General features: G+C 58.8%; 15 protein-coding genes and 1 pseudogene. 14 read left to right on the top strand and 2 right to left on the bottom strand.

All coding sequences use genetic code 11. The features are described 5' to 3' along the window. The first annotated feature begins 113 nt into the window (after positions 1 to 113). From GTW23_RS22420 to GTW23_RS22370, 11 genes are all read left to right on the top strand, one after another. Positions 114 to 2,516: a heavy metal translocating P-type ATPase gene (locus tag GTW23_RS22420; RefSeq protein ID WP_252917568.1), complete on the top strand. Its 2,403-nt coding sequence runs from the start codon at positions 114 to 116 to the stop codon at positions 2,514 to 2,516. Positions 2,517 to 2,621: 105 nt separating this feature from the next. Further along, a complete protein-coding gene (cueR, locus tag GTW23_RS22415) occupies positions 2,622 to 3,017 on the top strand; it encodes a Cu(I)-responsive transcriptional regulator (protein ID WP_252917567.1) in 396 nt (131 codons plus the stop codon). Then, on the top strand, positions 3,014 to 3,427 hold the full coding sequence (locus GTW23_RS22410) for a c-type cytochrome (protein ID WP_252917566.1): 414 nt from the start codon (positions 3,014 to 3,016) through the stop codon (positions 3,425 to 3,427). The genes cueR and GTW23_RS22410 overlap by 4 nt, the downstream gene beginning before the upstream one ends. A gap of 100 nt (positions 3,428 to 3,527) precedes the next feature. Next, positions 3,528 to 3,929, top strand: coding sequence for a hypothetical protein (locus tag GTW23_RS22405; protein WP_252917565.1), 402 nt, complete (start codon positions 3,528 to 3,530; stop codon positions 3,927 to 3,929). A gap of 77 nt (positions 3,930 to 4,006) precedes the next feature. After that, the gene (locus GTW23_RS22400) at positions 4,007 to 4,240 is read left to right on the top strand and encodes a hypothetical protein (RefSeq protein ID WP_252917564.1); all 234 of its coding nucleotides are present in this window, start codon (positions 4,007 to 4,009) and stop codon (positions 4,238 to 4,240) included. Next, on the top strand, positions 4,237 to 5,751 hold the full coding sequence (locus tag GTW23_RS22395) for a TolC family protein (protein ID WP_252917563.1): 1,515 nt from the start codon (positions 4,237 to 4,239) through the stop codon (positions 5,749 to 5,751). The genes GTW23_RS22400 and GTW23_RS22395 overlap by 4 nt, the downstream gene beginning before the upstream one ends. A gap of 21 nt (positions 5,752 to 5,772) precedes the next feature. Next, positions 5,773 to 7,140: a multicopper oxidase family protein gene (locus GTW23_RS22390; RefSeq protein WP_252917562.1), complete on the top strand. Its 1,368-nt coding sequence runs from the start codon at positions 5,773 to 5,775 to the stop codon at positions 7,138 to 7,140. A gap of 39 nt (positions 7,141 to 7,179) precedes the next feature. Then, on the top strand, positions 7,180 to 7,665 hold the full coding sequence (locus GTW23_RS22385) for a cupredoxin domain-containing protein (protein WP_252917561.1): 486 nt from the start codon (positions 7,180 to 7,182) through the stop codon (positions 7,663 to 7,665). 39 nt (positions 7,666 to 7,704) lie between these two features. Beyond that, positions 7,705 to 7,989, top strand: coding sequence for a copper-binding protein (locus GTW23_RS22380; RefSeq protein ID WP_252917560.1), 285 nt, complete (start codon positions 7,705 to 7,707; stop codon positions 7,987 to 7,989). A gap of 100 nt (positions 7,990 to 8,089) precedes the next feature. Further along, positions 8,090 to 9,490, top strand: a complete 1,401-nt coding sequence (locus GTW23_RS22375) for a multicopper oxidase family protein (protein WP_252917559.1) — start codon at positions 8,090 to 8,092, stop codon at positions 9,488 to 9,490. 52 nt (positions 9,491 to 9,542) lie between these two features. Next, positions 9,543 to 11,051, top strand: a complete 1,509-nt coding sequence (locus GTW23_RS22370) for a multicopper oxidase domain-containing protein (RefSeq protein ID WP_252917558.1) — start codon at positions 9,543 to 9,545, stop codon at positions 11,049 to 11,051. Positions 11,052 to 11,341: 290 nt separating this feature from the next. On the opposite strand, the gene GTW23_RS22365 is transcribed toward GTW23_RS22370, so the two are convergent. Both GTW23_RS22365 and GTW23_RS22360 read right to left on the bottom strand, forming a co-directional pair. Further along, a complete protein-coding gene (locus GTW23_RS22365; RefSeq protein ID WP_252917557.1) occupies positions 11,342 to 11,806 on the bottom strand; it encodes a hypothetical protein in 465 nt (154 codons plus the stop codon). A 436-nt stretch (positions 11,807 to 12,242) separates the two neighbouring features. Then, positions 12,243 to 12,526, bottom strand: a pseudogene (locus GTW23_RS22360) (transposase); the annotation flags it as partial. A gap of 429 nt (positions 12,527 to 12,955) precedes the next feature. Between GTW23_RS22360 and GTW23_RS22355 the strand changes: the two are divergent. From GTW23_RS22355 to GTW23_RS22345, 3 genes are all read left to right on the top strand, one after another. Then, positions 12,956 to 13,930 carry a DUF3991 and toprim domain-containing protein gene (locus GTW23_RS22355; protein WP_252917556.1) on the top strand — a complete coding sequence of 325 codons (975 nt, stop codon included), beginning with the start codon at positions 12,956 to 12,958 and terminating at the stop codon, positions 13,928 to 13,930. 127 nt (positions 13,931 to 14,057) lie between these two features. Continuing rightward, positions 14,058 to 14,654 (top strand): DUF1419 domain-containing protein, encoded by a 597-nt coding sequence (locus tag GTW23_RS22350; RefSeq protein ID WP_252917555.1) that lies wholly within the window; start codon positions 14,058 to 14,060, stop codon positions 14,652 to 14,654. An 8-nt stretch (positions 14,655 to 14,662) separates the two neighbouring features. After that, entirely contained in the window at positions 14,663 to 15,061 is a 399-nt protein-coding gene (locus GTW23_RS22345) for a DUF3085 domain-containing protein (protein ID WP_252917554.1), read from the top strand. Positions 15,062 to 15,065: the final 4 nt, after the last annotated feature.

Genomic DNA, 15,065 nt, shown 5'->3' with positions numbered 1-15,065 from the left:
ACCTTCCCGTGCTGGAAGGTTCCATCCGGCACCAAAGAAAGTTTGAAATTATCACTTGACCTTCCGGTCACTGGAAGAACTAGCTTCATTTGAAGTCAGGAAGGATTGGCATCATGGACCATCATAAAAACTGCAAGCACTCGCATCCGGAAGACCACGGCGAGGAGCCGGCGGTTGACGCCGAAGCGCTGTTTGAGGCGGCCACCGTACCATGCGATGGCAAGGTCAAGGACCCCGTCTGCGGCATGGATATCGCACTTGACAAGGGCAAGCCGACGCTCGACTACAAGGGCGACATGTTTCATTTTTGCTCGACCGGTTGCCACGACAAGTTCGAGCGCGATCCCTGGTTCTATCTCTCCGGCAACAAGGCCCGGAAGAAGAAGCCGGCAGCGAAAAACGCTCTGTACACCTGCCCGATGGATCCCGAGATCGTGCAGGAAGGCCCAGGAACCTGCCCGATCTGTGGCATGGCGCTGGAGCCTATGGATGGGCTGTCCGACGGCCCGAACCATGAGCTGGTGGATTTCACCCGCCGGCTCTGGGTCAGCGCCGGTGCTGCAATTCCACTATTGATTCTGACAATGGCGCCGATGCTTGGGCTCCCCGTTCGTCAGTGGCTTGGCGAAATCTTTACGCTCTATCTAGAGTTCGCATTGGCAACGCCTGTAATTGTCTGGGCTGCGCGGCCATTCTTTCATCGCGGCTGGACATCGATCAGGACATGGAACCTCAACATGTGGACGCTGATCATGATCGGCGTCGGCGCGGCCTACCTCTATTCGACCATCGCCACATTTCTTCCGCACCTTTTCCCGGAGGGGCTGCAAATGGCCGGTGGCCACACGCCGGTTTATTTCGAGGCGGCAGTGGTGATCGTCGCGCTGGTCTTTGTCGGCCAAGTGCTGGAACTCAGAGCCCGCGAACGTACAGGCGACGCCATTCGCGCGCTGCTTGATCTCGCGCCCAAGACGGCCCGCCGCATCCTGCCGGATGGCGAGGAGTATGACGCGCCGCTCGAAAACATTGTTGGCGGAGACCGGCTGCGCGTTCGTCCCGGCGAAGCCATCCCGGTGGATTCCGTTGTCATCGATGGCCGCAGTTCCGTTGATGAAAGCATGCTCACCGGCGAGCCGCTTGCCGTGGAGAAAACTCAAGGCGACCCTGTCACCGGCGGCACTCTGAACAAGAACGGATCGCTGATCATTCAAGCCGAGAAGGTCGGTGATGAAACCATGCTGGCGCGGATCGTTGCGATGGTATCGTCCGCACAGAGGTCCCGCGCTCCCATCCAGGGGCTCGCTGACCGTGTTGCCTCCTATTTCGTGCCCGCGGTGGTGATCGTTGCTGTCCTGGCCTTCGTGATCTGGCTGCTGGTCGGTCCCGATCCGGCATTCGTGTTTGCCATTGTCTCGGCTGTTTCAGTGCTGATCATCGCTTGCCCCTGTGCGCTGGGATTGGCCACGCCGATGTCGATCATGACGGCCACCGGACGTGGCGCTCAGGCAGGGGTTCTCATCAAGGACGCTGAGTCGCTCGAACGCATGGCAAAGGTTGATGTGCTGATCGTCGACAAGACCGGGACCCTGACCGAAGGCAAGCCGGCCCTGACCGATGTCGCAACCTTCGGGGAAATTTCGGAAGCCGACATGCTGGCGCTTGTCCGGGGTCTTGAATCAGGATCGGAACACCCGCTGGCGGAGGCTATTGTCGAAGGCATTGCCGCCCGCGGGATCGAGGCTAAACCGGTATCAGACTTCGAGGCCGTCACCGGAAAAGGTGTGTCTGGACGGTCAGGTGGCAGCAAACTTGCGCTAGGAAATGCGGCAATGATGGAATTTGCCGGTGTCGACTGCGCCTCTGCCGATGAACAGGCCCATGCGCTTCGCTCGGATGGAAAGACAGCGATGTATGTCGCTGTCGATGGCAAGCTCGCGGGGCTCATCGCTGTTGCCGATCCGATCAAGGCCAGCACACGGGATGCCATCAGGGCGCTGCATAAGGCTGGTCTCAAGATTATCATGGCGACGGGCGACAACGAGACCACAGCCCGCGCGGTGGCCGATCAGCTGGGCATCGACGAAGTGCGTGCCGGAGTTCTGCCTGAAGACAAGAAGGCACTGGTGGATGAGTTGCACAAGGCTGGCCACAAGGTTGCGATGGCCGGTGACGGCGTCAATGATGCACCTGCACTGGCAGCGGCTGAAGTTGGTATTGCCATGGGCACGGGGGCCGATGTGGCTGTCGAGAGTGCCGGCGTCACCCTGCTAAAGGGTGATCTGGGCGGTATCCTGAGAGCGCGCAGGTTGTCCGAAGCCACATTGCGCAACATCAAGCAGAACCTGTTCTTCGCCTTCGCTTACAACAGCGTCGGCGTGCCAATTGCCGCAGGGCTGCTCTACCCGGTCACCGGAACCTTGCTGTCGCCGATGATTGCGGCAGCGGCCATGAGCCTGTCTTCGGTGTCTGTCATCTCCAACGCGCTGCGTCTCAGATCGGTCAAGCTTGACGCTTGACCTTCCAGCGGGTGGAAGCTTTATGATTTCAGGCAAGTCGCAGATCCGATCCCTGAATCTGGCAAGCAGGCTTAGGCGAGAGGGTCCCAAGCAAGGAGATTAACGATGAATATCGGCCAGGCATCAGATGCGACCGGCCTTCCAGCCAAGACGATCCGCTATTATGAGGATATCAGCCTCATCAAGCCGGCGCGTGCGACCAACGGGTACCGCGATTATGATGGCAAGGATGTCCGCCGGCTGGCGCTTATTCAACGCTCAAGAAGCCTTGGCTTTACCATCGAGGAATGCCGTTCGCTGCTCTCGCTCTATGAGAACAAAGACCGCGCCAGCTCGGATGTGAAGGAACTGGCGCTGGAAAGAATCTCTGAGATTGATCGCAAGCTGAAGGAGCTGAAGTCGTTGCGCAACACGCTCGAGATCCTGGCGGACCACTGTCACGGCGATGACCGGCCCGACTGCCCGATTATTGACGAGATCGCCAAGGGCGCGTTCGGATGAATCGGCGAGCTCTCTTGATAGGCATCATCCTGCTTGTCGGCGTCTTTCTGATCTACCGCAGCTTTCAGCCGCCTGAGCGTCACGCGACGGGCGCAGCGATGGCGAATGTGGTGATTCCGCAATTGTCGGCGCAGGCGCAAGAAGGCGAGACGCTGTTCAACCGGTCCTGCGCTTCCTGTCATGGCAAGAACGCCGCAGGTCAGGACGGTATTGCACCCCCATTGGTTCACAAGATCTATGAACCCGGTCATCATGGCGACGTCTCGTTTCTTCTGGCCGCGAAAAATGGCGTCCGCGCTCATCATTGGCAGTTTGGTGACATGCCGGCGGTCGACGAGATTACCGACCTCGAACTCGACACAATCATCGTCTATGTCCGCGAACTTCAACGCGCCAACGGGATAAACTGACGTGGTCCGAATGCGGCCATCCGACACGCAAGTATACTTTCACAGGCTTGTGATGACACGGGCCATTGTTCTGCGCCAATTTTGGATAAATAGTTCGAAGATGAGCAAACTGATTCGTCATAGGTTTTGTCACGGGCGCATGCTTCTGGTTTTGATGTTTGTTTTTGCAAGCATCGTGCCGAGTTCCTTGAATGCGGCGGCTATGATTAAGGCTCAGGCCGTCGGCGGGCATCACACGATGATGGGGAACATGTCCGGCGATCAGCGAATGGCTGCCGTCCATCAGTCCCAAGACGCGTCAGCCGGGTTCGCGTCAGAATCTGTTCCAGCAGGCCCAGACTCGATCCTAGACCGTTGCTGCCCCGCGACCTGTTTCGTGGCCCTTTGTGCCAATGACGTTGCGGCTGTGGATCGCTTAGCTCCCCAGAGTTTCGAAAACGAAGCCGCACCTGAATTCGTGGTCGTGCTTATGGCGTTGCCGGAACGTCCTCCGCGCGCCTGAAGTGTAGCTGCGCCTGTTATCGGGCACCGTGGCCGGTTTCAATCGGCCAACCGCACTTCTATCGCAGTAGGACAATCATGTTTCGTACTCTCTTTGCGGCTGCAATGCCGCTGGCGCTCGCCGCTTGCACGGCTGCGGGCAGGCCTGCCGATATCATGCCGGACAATTCGCCCGCCGACCCGGCGATCGGCATTCGCAGCACGCACCATCACACGGTTCTTGAGGGCTACACGCACCGTGTGGCCGTGGAGCCAAAACCCTGGCGGCAGCAGAATGACAGCCAGGCTCCCGGCGGGGGAGACGGCTCATGAGCGTGTTCCGCAGGTCTGCCTCCATCGCTGTCGTGTCTTCCGCGACCCTGTTTCTCGCGGGCTGCGTCAGCGACCAGGAACTCGCCGGATATTCCGCCAGGGAAGCCGGTTTTGGCCCTGTCGCAGCTTCTGTCTCCATCGGCACCAAGGGCAAGGAAGCAGTCTGGCTTCAAAACAAGCATCAGGCTAAGGCGGTTTCTGAACGCGTCCATGGCCTGGTGCACAAGAACACCATCAATGCCGACACCGCTGTTCAGGTTGCGCTTCTCAACAACAAGGGCCTGCAGGCAGCTTATGCCGGTATCGGCATGACCGCAGCAGAGGCCTGGCAGCAAAGTCTGCCGGAAAACCCGAGGGTTTCGATCGGCCTGCTCGGTATCGGCGCCCCGGAGCTCGGAGCCTATCGTGCCATCGAAGGCATGATCGCAGCCAACATCCTGTCGCTCGCCACGCGACGGGCACGCGTCGATATCGCAGATACGCGCTTCCGGCAGGCCCAGATGCGGGCGGTTGATGCAACCCTCAAGGTTGCAAATGACACACGCCGGGCCTGGGTCAATGCCGTTTCGGCGTTCGAAACAGTCGCGTACCTCAATCAGGCCAAGGTTGCAGCCGATGCGGCGTCCGAGCTTGCTCAGAAACTTGGCGAAAGCGGTGCGCTTCCAAAGGGCGGCCAAGCAAGAGAACATGCCTTTTATGCCGAACTGGCCGGGCAGATGGCTGAAGCACGACTGGCGTCGCGGTTGGCCAAGGAAGAGCTCACAAGGATCATGGGGCTGTGGGGCAGCGAGGTCGACTACTACGTCCCCGACAAGCTTCCGCGGCTGCCTCGCGGACTCATCAATAAAAACCGGATCGAGCAGGAAGCGCTTGAGAACCGGGTCGATCTTCGCGTCGCAAAACTGGAACTGGAAGCTGTTGCCAAGAGCTATGGCCTCACTGAAGCCACACGTTTTGTCACGGATCTGGAGATCATTTCCGGCTTTGAAGCCGAACGTGAGATCGAGACGGAATACGAGATTGCCGGCGGCAATCTGGAAGAGACCAAGACCCGGAAAACGGTTGTCACGCCGCAGCTCGAACTGGAGTTCGTGATCCCGATTTTCGACAGCGGCAAGGCGCGGCTGCGCAAGGCTGAGCTTGCTTACATGCAAGCGGCCAATCTGCTCGCGGAGAAAGCCGTCACCATCCGCTCCGAGGCGCGGTCGGCCCATACCGCGTACAGTTCGACGCACGAAATCGCGCGGCACTACCTCAATGCCGTGGTCCCGTTGCGCACCACGATCGAGGCGGAATCGCTGCTGACCTACAACGGCATGATTTCCAATACTTTCGAACTTCTCGCCGACACTCGCGCCAAGATCGGAACCCTGATGTTGGCGATCAACGCCAAGCGTGAATTCTGGCTGGCTGATGTCAATCTGTCAGCGGCGATCTATGGCGGCGGAACCGGAGCAGGCAGCTCAGCTGCAGCCCCATCCGTTGGCGATGCCGGTGGCGGCGGCCACTAACTTTCCGGAAAGGAAAAGACCATGATGAACAGACGTCAATTGCTAGGTGCAAGTGCTGCCGGAGCAGCCCTTGTCTCCTCGACCGCTTGGTCGAAAACAACCAATATGGGACTGCCTGACGCGGCGCTGATGGAAAGCCCGCTGACCCAGGCACCGCTGATGCCATCCACCGGTCCGGACTATAACCCGGTTGTCACACTCAACGGCTGGACCCTGCCATTCCGTATGAACAACGGGGTCAAGGAGTTCCACCTTGTCGCCGAACCGGTGGAGCGTGAACTGGCAGACGGCATGACCGCCTATCTGTGGGGCTACAACGGCCAATCCACCGGTCCGACCATAGAGGCGGTCGAGGGCGACCGGGTGCGGATCTACGTCACCAACAAGCTGCCTGAACATACAACCGTGCACTGGCACGGGCTGATTCTGCCGTCAGGCATGGATGGCGTCGCTGGGTTGTCTCACCCTGCGATTCCATCCGGCAAGACCTACATTTATGAGTTTGATCTCGTGAAGTCGGGCACCTTTATGTACCATCCGCACGGTGATGAGATGGTGCAGATGGCCATGGGGATGATGGGCTTCTTCATCGTCCACCCGAAGGATCCGGCCTTCATGCCGGTTGACCGGGATTTCCTGATCATGCTCAACGCTTTTGACATCGATCCCGGCTCCTACGTGCCGAAAATCATGACCATGACCGATTTCAACTTATGGACATGGAACAGCCGTATCTTCCCCGACATCGATCCGCTGGTGGTGTCGAAGAACGATCGCGTCCGGGTGCGCGTCGGCAACCTGACCATGACCAACCACCCGATCCACATGCATGGCTATGATTTCGAGGTGACTTGCACTGATGGGGGCTGGGTGCGGCCTGAAGCCCGATGGCCGGAAGTGTCGATCGATATCCCGGTGGGGGCAATGCGGGCCTATGAATTTGACGCAGTGCACCTAGGCGACTGGGCCATCCACTGCCACAAATCCCACCACACGATGAATGCCATGGGCCATGACGTGCCCACCTTCATAGGTGTCGACAAGTCCAAGGTCACCAGAAAGATCCGGGTCGTGCAGCCCGAATACATGCCGATGGGAACCGCGGGCATGGCCGACATGGCGGAAATGTCGATGGAACTGCCCAACAACACCATTCCGATGATGGCCGGTTGGGGGCCTTACGGGCCGCTGGAAATGGGCGGCATGTTCTCCGTCGTCAAGGTGCGCGAGGGCATCTCCGCCGGCGATTACAGTGATCCCGGCTGGTACGAAAACCCGCCCGGGACCCAGGCTTATGAGTGGACCGGCGAGTTGCCGGAATTTGCCAAGGCAACCGATGCCGCAACAACAATCACGCCAGCGCCGGTGAAATCCGGCAGCAATGGCTAACCCCTTCGACCCGAAGTGTTCACGAAAGGAACAACATCTATGAAAACTCTCCTGATTGCATCCGCATCATTCCTGGCGATGACAGCATTGGCGACCGCCGATGGAACCCATTCCGGCAGTTCTGGCGATAATATGATGGCTGTCGGTCAACCCGGCAAAGCATCCGAAGTTAGCCGGACAATCGAAGTCATCATGAAGGAAACCGATGACGGTGAAATGCTGTTCGAGCCCAAGGAAATCAACGTCAAGAAAGGCGAGACCATCCGCTTCACAGTGATGAACAAGGGTGAACTCGAACATGAGTTTGTGCTCGACAATCATGAAAACGTGATGACGCATAAAGCTGCGATGTCGAAGATGCCCGAGATGGAGCATGACGATCCGAATTCAGTACGCCTCGACTCAGGCATGGATGGCGAAGTGATTTGGACATTCTCGAATGCAGGTCCGTTTGAGTTCGCCTGTCTTATTCCCGGCCATTATGAATCGGGAATGAAGGGTGACATCACCGTCGCCGGTCACTGATCAAATCTATCGTTTCAGATACAAACAAAGGTAAATCGAATGCGAAAACTCACGACACTCATGATCGCTGCCATGATCGCCGTTGCCGGCAGTTCGGCAGCTTTTGCAACCGAGTACACCAAAGGTACTGTCAAGAAGGTCGACATCAAGGCTGGCAAGGTCACCATCATTCATGAGGAGCTGGCCAATCTCGACATGCCCGCCATGACCATGGTGTTCCGCACACTTGATCCGGCCATGCTGGAGAAGATGAAGGCAGGTGATGCCATCGAGTTCATCGCCGACCGGGTGAAAGGCAAACTGACCGTGACCGAACTGAAGTAACATCCGAAAAGCAGATGGCGGAAAATCAAGGTTTCCCGCCATCTGCATCTGTTGTTTGTCGCCAAGATCGCTCCCGGATTGCCGGGCTGAAAGACCTCTGATGAAACTTTCCCGTCGTCGTTTGCTTGCCGGTTTCTCTTCCGGTCTCGTGGCCTCCCAATTGCCTGCACTGTCGCTGGCAAAATCACAGGATGGGTTCTTTGATCTCATTGCCGCGCCTTCAAAGCAGCGGCTTTACCTGCCTGATGCGCCGACGTCTGATCTTTGGACCTACAACGGATCCGCACCCGGGCCGGAAATCAGGGTGAAAAAGGGTGAGCGCATCCAGGTGCGCTTTACTAATGAGCTGGAAGAGCCGACATCGGTTCATTGGCATGGCATTCGTATCGACAACGCGATGGATGGCGTTTCCGGGCTGACCCAGAAACCGGTCGAGCCGGGCGGCTCTTTCGTCTATGATTTTGTCGCTCCCGATGCAGGCACCTTCTGGTACCACGCCCACAACAAGAGCTGGAACCAGGTTGCTCGCGGCCTTTACGGTCCTCTCATCATTGATGAGACCGAGCCCGCTTTCGAGCGCTCAAACGACATTACTCTTGTTCTTGATGACTGGCGGCTGGCAGGCGAAGGCGTGCTTGATGTCGCAAGCCTTGGATCGATGATGGAATGGGCCCACGGCGGACGGCTGGGCAACTGGCTGACGGTCAATGGTCAAAGCCGCCGGGTGACCGATCTCGTCCGGGGCCAGACCTATCGCCTCCGGCTCATCAACGCGGCCAATGCACGCATCTTTGAAATAGATCCAAACCGTTTCGGCGCGACGCTCCTGGGTTATGATGGCCAATCATTCGCGGGGCCCGTGAAGTTTGACTATGCCCCGCTCATGCTGGGGCCAGCCCAGCGCGTGGATTTGATGGTGGTGGCCGAAAGCGATTTCACCATTGAAGAAGTCTCCGGTGATAGGCCTTATCCTATGGCGGGATTCTCGGTCAGTGATGCCGAGACTACAAAAGCGCCGAGATCCGCGATCAAGTTGCAACCCAATGTTCTGCCGGAACCGGACCTGGCCAACGCCAGGCGCATCCGCCTGGAAATGACCGGCGGTGCGATGGGAGGTATGATTGACATCACCTACAAGGGGAAGAAGCTCAAGGGGGATGATATCCGTACCACGAGACAGGCCTGGGCTTTCAACGGAGTGGCCAATCTCGCCGAGGAACCGTTTTTCGAGGCCCGGCAGGGCGAATCCATTCTGATTGAAACCGTAAACCGGACCGCCTGGGTTCATGCCATGCATGTCCATGGTCATCATTTCCAAATCCTGAACCGATCCGGATCTGTAGTTGATGAGGAAAAGCCATGGCGGGATACTTTCTTGATCGGGCAAGATCAGACAACCGAGATCGCGTTCGTGGCCGACAATCCTGGCAGATGGTTGTTCCATTGTCACATGCTTGAACACGCAGCAGCGGGCATGAACACCTGGTTCAAGGTGGTCTGATGCGGGTGTAATCTGATGACCTCAGAGCCAGTCTCTCGAAGGGAAAATGTCAATGATAAAACGACGGAACCTGCTTGCCGGTGGCGCGGCACTTGCAGTCAGTGGCGCTCTGTACGCTTGGGCAGATGGCCGCTTCACGTCTCAAGCAACCGATGCCGCAAACCGCCCAGTGTTGCAGTTTCCGCCGCTGATTGACACAGTCGATACAGGAAAATTCCTGGTCACCGCCCAGTCAGGCACAACATCTTTCTTTCCGGGCCATCAAGCGGAGACGATTGGCTTCAATCAAGCCTATCTCGGACCCGTGGTTCGGATAAGGAATGGAGCACTGCGGCCGCGTGTGGAAAACGGACTGTCCTGGCCGGTCAGCGCGCACTGGCATGGTCTGGTGGTGCCAGGCAATCACGACGGAGGACCACACCTTCCCGTCAAACCGGGAGAGGTATGGTCGCCGGACATGGAAATTGGACAGCGTCCCTGTACCGCCTTTTTTCATACCCACATCCATGGTCGAACCGCGCGCGATGTATACGCCGGTCTGGCTGGCGTGTTGCACGTTGCAGACGGGTTAGACCGCGAACGAGGCCTACCGGACACCTACGGTGTCGATGACCTGACGCTGCTGCTTCAGGATCGCCGGTTCTCCAGCGACGGCCAGCTTGTCTACGCCAACTCAATGATGGACATCATGCATGGCATGACCGGCGACACGATACTGGTCAATGGTCAGGTAGGTTCAGTTGCCGCTGTGCCGAAGGCAGTCGTGCGGCTACGATTGATCAACGGTTCGAATGCGCGGATCTATTCACTGTTTTCCAGCGACGACCGACCCATTCACTTGATCGCAACGGACGGTGGATATCTGCCAGCCCCGGTACAGCTTGAGACGCTCCGGCTCGGACCGGGAGAACGTGCAGAGATTCTGGTCGACTTCTCGGATGGTCATGGCATGTCGCTGATGAGTGAGGGTGACCCCAATGCGGGTATGGGCGGCATGATGGGAAGGACCCGCAGCCTGCTCGATGATATAACCGGGGCCAGGCGGTTCGAAGTGCTTCCGCTAGTGGTCGACGAGCGGCTTGCCGCCAAAGTCACACGCATCCCCGATGTACTCGGCGGAGGTCAACCTGACCTCACAGCCGCCAAGGTGTCAAAGCTGCGCAACTTCTCTCTCGATATGGGCATGGGAGGCGGAATGATGGGATCAGGCAGAATGGGTCGCGGCATGATGGGCGGAATGGCCATCAACGGGCAACCATTCGACATGAGAACCATCAACGAGCGCGTGCGCCTCGGCGACACCGAGAAATGGGTGATCAGCACCAGCATGCTCGCGCATCCATTTCATGTTCATGGTGTCTCCTTTCAGGTGATCAGTGAGAACGGAAGAGAACCGCGGCCGGAGAGCCTGGGGTGGAAGGACACGGTCGTTGTCGACAGCCAAACGGAGCTGCTTGTTCAGTTCACACAGCCGGCATCCGAGGAAACCCCGTTCATGTATCACTGCCATATCCTCGAACACGAGGATGCTGGCATGATGGGACAATTCACAGTGAGTTAGCCACGCGCGCGGTTGGTCGCATTTGATGGAATTACCGTCGTCAAAGCGCGCATCACCCGGAATGCTGCGCTGTCCGTGACTTGCCTCAACGCTATGCGCAGCCTGACGGCAGAAGCGAACGTAACCCGTTGACCGAATGCTCGCCCTGTCAAGTCATCGACCGAGCGGATTGCAACCTCACTTCATGAGGTATTTGGCCAGAGCGGCAATGGCCAGGATTACCAGAATGGCAATCAGCAGCATCCAGACACCACCAAGCCCCATAAACCCGCCGCCCATTGTCTCGGTCATCATTTTCCTGCCTCCATAGCTTTGGCCCCCACAGCCTGCCGCTGTGTAAGCCAGACCACGGCAAGCGGAATGAAAATCCACTGCAGCAGCGGGCTCAGTCCTGTTCCGAACGGCGGCACCAGTGGCATGAGATCGGAGTAGGTCCAGCGCTCCGATATGTTGGTGTAATAAAATTCAAAACCAACAGTCAGAGCGATGCCTACTCCGATGAACAACAGCGTCTGCCAGGCTTTGGGCGCTTCAAACCAAAAGCGGGATCGTGCGGCAGCACTGGTAATCCAGAACGCAGTCAAGGCGAACCCGACATCCCCGAATGTTGCCGAAGAACAGAGCTTGATGCCGTCCCAATGGTTCATCTCGATCATGCCCGCATAGGTGGGCGCCTGCCAGAACTCCCAGACGAAGTGGAGCAGGAAGGAAAATACGATAACAGAGAATTCGGGAAGTCTGGTCACGTGGCCCATCTGGTGTCCTTAACATTTGAAGGGGAGTTTGATTGCTGGATCAGCCTAAAGGTTCCAGTGGGGAAAAGGTCAAGTGCTGGGCCGGTGCATCTTTGATAGCTGATTGGGCATTGAATTCGCAAGCCACTGCTTTGCGGGGAATTATCTAACCTTTTCCGATTGCGGCCCGCAGAATGTATCAGTTTTTTGTGTCTTGTGGTCCAGCCCAAGGGGTTCACTCCAATCATACTCTTTCGTAATGCAACGCATGGTGCGGCTGTTTGAGCGCACCGCGTGAATTCGCCACCACACCTACCATGCCGTGGCTTTAACCGGAGGTGATTGGGTGTCGCCTGCGCCTTAATTCTTTTCGTTATGATTGCTATCGGCTTCACCGCCGTTCTGCTCATCAGGCTGACTGCAAATGAACGCAAACTGCGCTTCAGCAGATTTGGAAGCTTTCACGGCGCAGAGCCTTCACTTCGTCGCTGGTCGCCGAAGCGGGCAGTATCGCCTGCAAGCCTTCTTGCCCGCTTCGAGGAATTACTTCGATCAGTTATAATGCAGGCTCTCGGCGATCCCTTCACGGCGGCAAATCGCGGCAATGCTGTCCTCGCCACGCAGGCCCTCCGGCACAATACGGATTTTGTCCTCGGCTGAATGATGCTTGCGTGTAGCGCGCCGGATGTCCTTGATCGTCTTCCCGGCCGCTGATGCTTGCGGCCCGGATGTCGTACACATCGATGTCAATATCGGCCGACGGAAGGAACTGACGGGAGAGATTGATTGAGGGCGATCGGAACGATGCCGCCTGGTGCGCCAGCAAAGCTGAGCGCTTTTTGCCGAATGTCTGGCATCGCCCTTCGGGCCGAGCTCTTGGCAGAGCTGAAGCCCGCAAGCGGCCTTCCCCCATCCGTGCCGCCATCCCTGACGCGGGGGCAACCGGGAGGGTCAAGGAGAACCGGAAAGTTGCTGGGTGCCGCTTGCGCGCAGCGGCCGGCAAGGGAGGCTTCGCCGCTCCTGGCCCCGAAAACCGCGACCCGGCACAAATGCCGGCTTGCCAGAAGCGCCCTTGTCCTGCCTTGCTCTTCGCGGCCTTCGGGTTGCCGCCCCGAAAAGAATAGGGAGCGGAAACCGGAGAGAGGACCGCGTCGGACGCGGAAAAAGAGAATGGAAAAAGCAGATCTGGAAGAGCTGAGGGGAAAGGTCGCCTGCGGTGCAGTGCTCGAGACTGCCGGCTTTGCCGTCGACCCCAAGGAAAGCACCCGCCGCGCGGTCAAATACCGCCGGGGCGACGAGATCATTGTCGTCATCCATGACGGCCAGGGGTGGTTCGATCCCTTGTCCGACGCCAAGGGCGACGTCTTTCGTCTCGTAGAGCATCTTGATGGCCTGCCATTTGCGGCGGCGCTTTATGTTGTCGCCGATCTGGTCGGCTTCGTTCCGTCAGAACCGGAATGGAAGCGGCAATCGCGCGAGCGCGTACCCGACCTTACCATCCCCGAACGCTGGGACATGCGGCGCAAGCCTTGGCGCGGATCGGCCACATGGTGCTATCTGCGCGACGAGCGTGACATTCCCGAAGCGATTCTGAGATCGGCCATCACCCGGGATATCCTGCGCGAAGGCCCCCGGGGCAGCATGTGGGCGGCGCACCGCGATCGCGCGGGAGCCGTGACCGGCTGGGAAGAGCGCGGGCCGGATTGGCGTGGTTTTGCGACCGGTGGCGCGAAAGTGCTTTTCCGGTTCGGGCCTGCCGGAGGGCCGCGGCTTTGCGTCGCCGAGGCGGCAATCGACGCCATGAGCCTTGCCGCACTCGAGGACCAGCGTCCCGACACGCGCTATTTGAGCACCGGAGGCGGTTGGTCGCCGGCGAGTTCCGAGGCCCTGCTCGACCTCGCCGTTCGGGCAGACGCCCTCCTGGTCGCGGCCACCGACAATAATGCGCAAGGGGAGAGTTTTGCCGAGAGGCTCGAGGCGCTCGCCGCCGATGCCGGTTGCGGGTTCCTGCGGCTGCGGCCGGAGCTGGAGGACTGGAACGAGGATCTGAAGGCAAAAAGAAGCAATATGGATGGAAGGGAGGAAGAGAGGGACGGCTGCCGCATGCCCGCCGGCCGCCTCAAGGGTGAAGCTCCGCCCGGCTGACGCCGGCCCTTGACCCGGCCGGACGGAGAGGCGGCCGCGGGAAGGGGTCCGGAAGGGCTGAAGAAGATGGTGATGCCGACAGGGTGCGCCGCGCTCCAGCCCGTGACAGGCCCCAAAGGAGCCCGCCATGACCTCTCCCATCCGCAAGATCCATTTCGGAATCACCGGCCGCCATCAGATGTTCAGATTATTCGACCGCCATGCGCAGCGACCCGATCGCTGGCAGACCGACGACAGTGCCCTCTACGCCGGGGAATGGTTCGAAATCGCCCGTACCGAGCATGACTATATGCTCGAAATCCTGCCGCCGCTCTGGATGCGCGGCGAAATGTTCGCCATGCGCGAATTCCGGACCGGCAGCATCACCAGTGTCTTCTATACGCTCAGCATCAATGGCGTGACGCGGTATTTCCACGCCTATTGCGATCTGTCCGATCCGCGTTCGCCCTATGAGGTGCGCGATGCGATCGTCGAGCGCGAACGGCAGCCGGTCAAGGCGATGACCCGCGACGAGCGCATCGAGCACATCTGGAGCGCCACCCACGACAAGTATCGCGGCTATGCCGACGCGGACTTCCGGCCCGAGCATCGCGGCAAGCGCACTGTCATCGTCTACGCCAAGCCGGGTACACGGTTCGAACTGCTCGAGAGCCTGAGCGATCAGCAGATCTCCGAGAAGCTGCCGGTGCATCTGCGCCACCTGCCGCTGCCTGAAGCAGCGTGAGGTGGGCCATGTTCACATTTCCGATTCTTTCAGTGCGCAAGGTCATCGCGCGCGGCGAAGAGGATGCCGCCGCCAATGGCGGCTTCCGCAATCCCTATTACGGCACCCGTCCGGGAGAGGGCGAAAAGCCCGGCTTTTGGCTCGTCGGCGACGAGGGCGTCTACATCATCTCCAATGGCAAGCTTGCCGAGGGCCAGAAACCGCTCGTCGTTTATTCGACCGAATGCCACCCGAAGGGCGATACCGACTGGTGGGACTACAAGCGCCGGCATTTCGGCGGCGATGACGGCATCGAGTTCATCGATGCCGATCTGCTGGTTCCGAGCTTCAACCGCAGCTTCGGGATCACCCATCTCGGCATCCAGCTCACCGAAAACGACATCTCGTTCTCGCTGATCACCCGCTAATCGC

This window comes from Parahoeflea alexandrii (assembly GCF_024105735.1).
GTDB classification, from domain to species: domain Bacteria; phylum Pseudomonadota; class Alphaproteobacteria; order Rhizobiales; family Rhizobiaceae; genus Hoeflea; species Hoeflea alexandrii.
Note: the sequence above shows the minus strand (reverse complement) of the source record. Positions and strands in the feature narration are given on the sequence as shown.

Bases quoted from the DNA above. Each gene is read 5' to 3' on its own strand.
- GTW23_RS22405 (WP_252917565.1), top strand. From the start codon at position 3,528: ATGAGCAAACTGATTCGTCATAGGTTTTGTCACGGGCGCATGCTTCTG.
- GTW23_RS22350 (WP_252917555.1), top strand. From the start codon at position 14,058: ATGACCTCTCCCATCCGCAAGATCCATTTCGGAATCACCGGCCGCCAT.
- GTW23_RS22380 (WP_252917560.1), top strand. From the start codon at position 7,705: ATGCGAAAACTCACGACACTCATGATCGCTGCCATGATCGCCGTTGCC.
- GTW23_RS22390 (WP_252917562.1), top strand. From the start codon at position 5,773: ATGATGAACAGACGTCAATTGCTAGGTGCAAGTGCTGCCGGAGCAGCC.
- cueR (WP_252917567.1), top strand. From the start codon at position 2,622: ATGAATATCGGCCAGGCATCAGATGCGACCGGCCTTCCAGCCAAGACG.
- GTW23_RS22375 (WP_252917559.1), top strand. From the start codon at position 8,090: ATGAAACTTTCCCGTCGTCGTTTGCTTGCCGGTTTCTCTTCCGGTCTC.
- GTW23_RS22395 (WP_252917563.1), top strand. From the start codon at position 4,237: ATGAGCGTGTTCCGCAGGTCTGCCTCCATCGCTGTCGTGTCTTCCGCG.
- GTW23_RS22385 (WP_252917561.1), top strand. From the start codon at position 7,180: ATGAAAACTCTCCTGATTGCATCCGCATCATTCCTGGCGATGACAGCA.
- GTW23_RS22370 (WP_252917558.1), top strand. From the start codon at position 9,543: ATGATAAAACGACGGAACCTGCTTGCCGGTGGCGCGGCACTTGCAGTC.
- GTW23_RS22345 (WP_252917554.1), top strand. From the start codon at position 14,663: ATGTTCACATTTCCGATTCTTTCAGTGCGCAAGGTCATCGCGCGCGGC.
- GTW23_RS22410 (WP_252917566.1), top strand. From the start codon at position 3,014: ATGAATCGGCGAGCTCTCTTGATAGGCATCATCCTGCTTGTCGGCGTC.
- GTW23_RS22355 (WP_252917556.1), top strand. From the start codon at position 12,956: ATGGAAAAAGCAGATCTGGAAGAGCTGAGGGGAAAGGTCGCCTGCGGT.
- GTW23_RS22365 (WP_252917557.1), bottom strand. From the start codon at position 11,806: ATGGGCCACGTGACCAGACTTCCCGAATTCTCTGTTATCGTATTTTCC.
- GTW23_RS22400 (WP_252917564.1), top strand. From the start codon at position 4,007: ATGTTTCGTACTCTCTTTGCGGCTGCAATGCCGCTGGCGCTCGCCGCT.
- GTW23_RS22420 (WP_252917568.1), top strand. From the start codon at position 114: ATGGACCATCATAAAAACTGCAAGCACTCGCATCCGGAAGACCACGGC.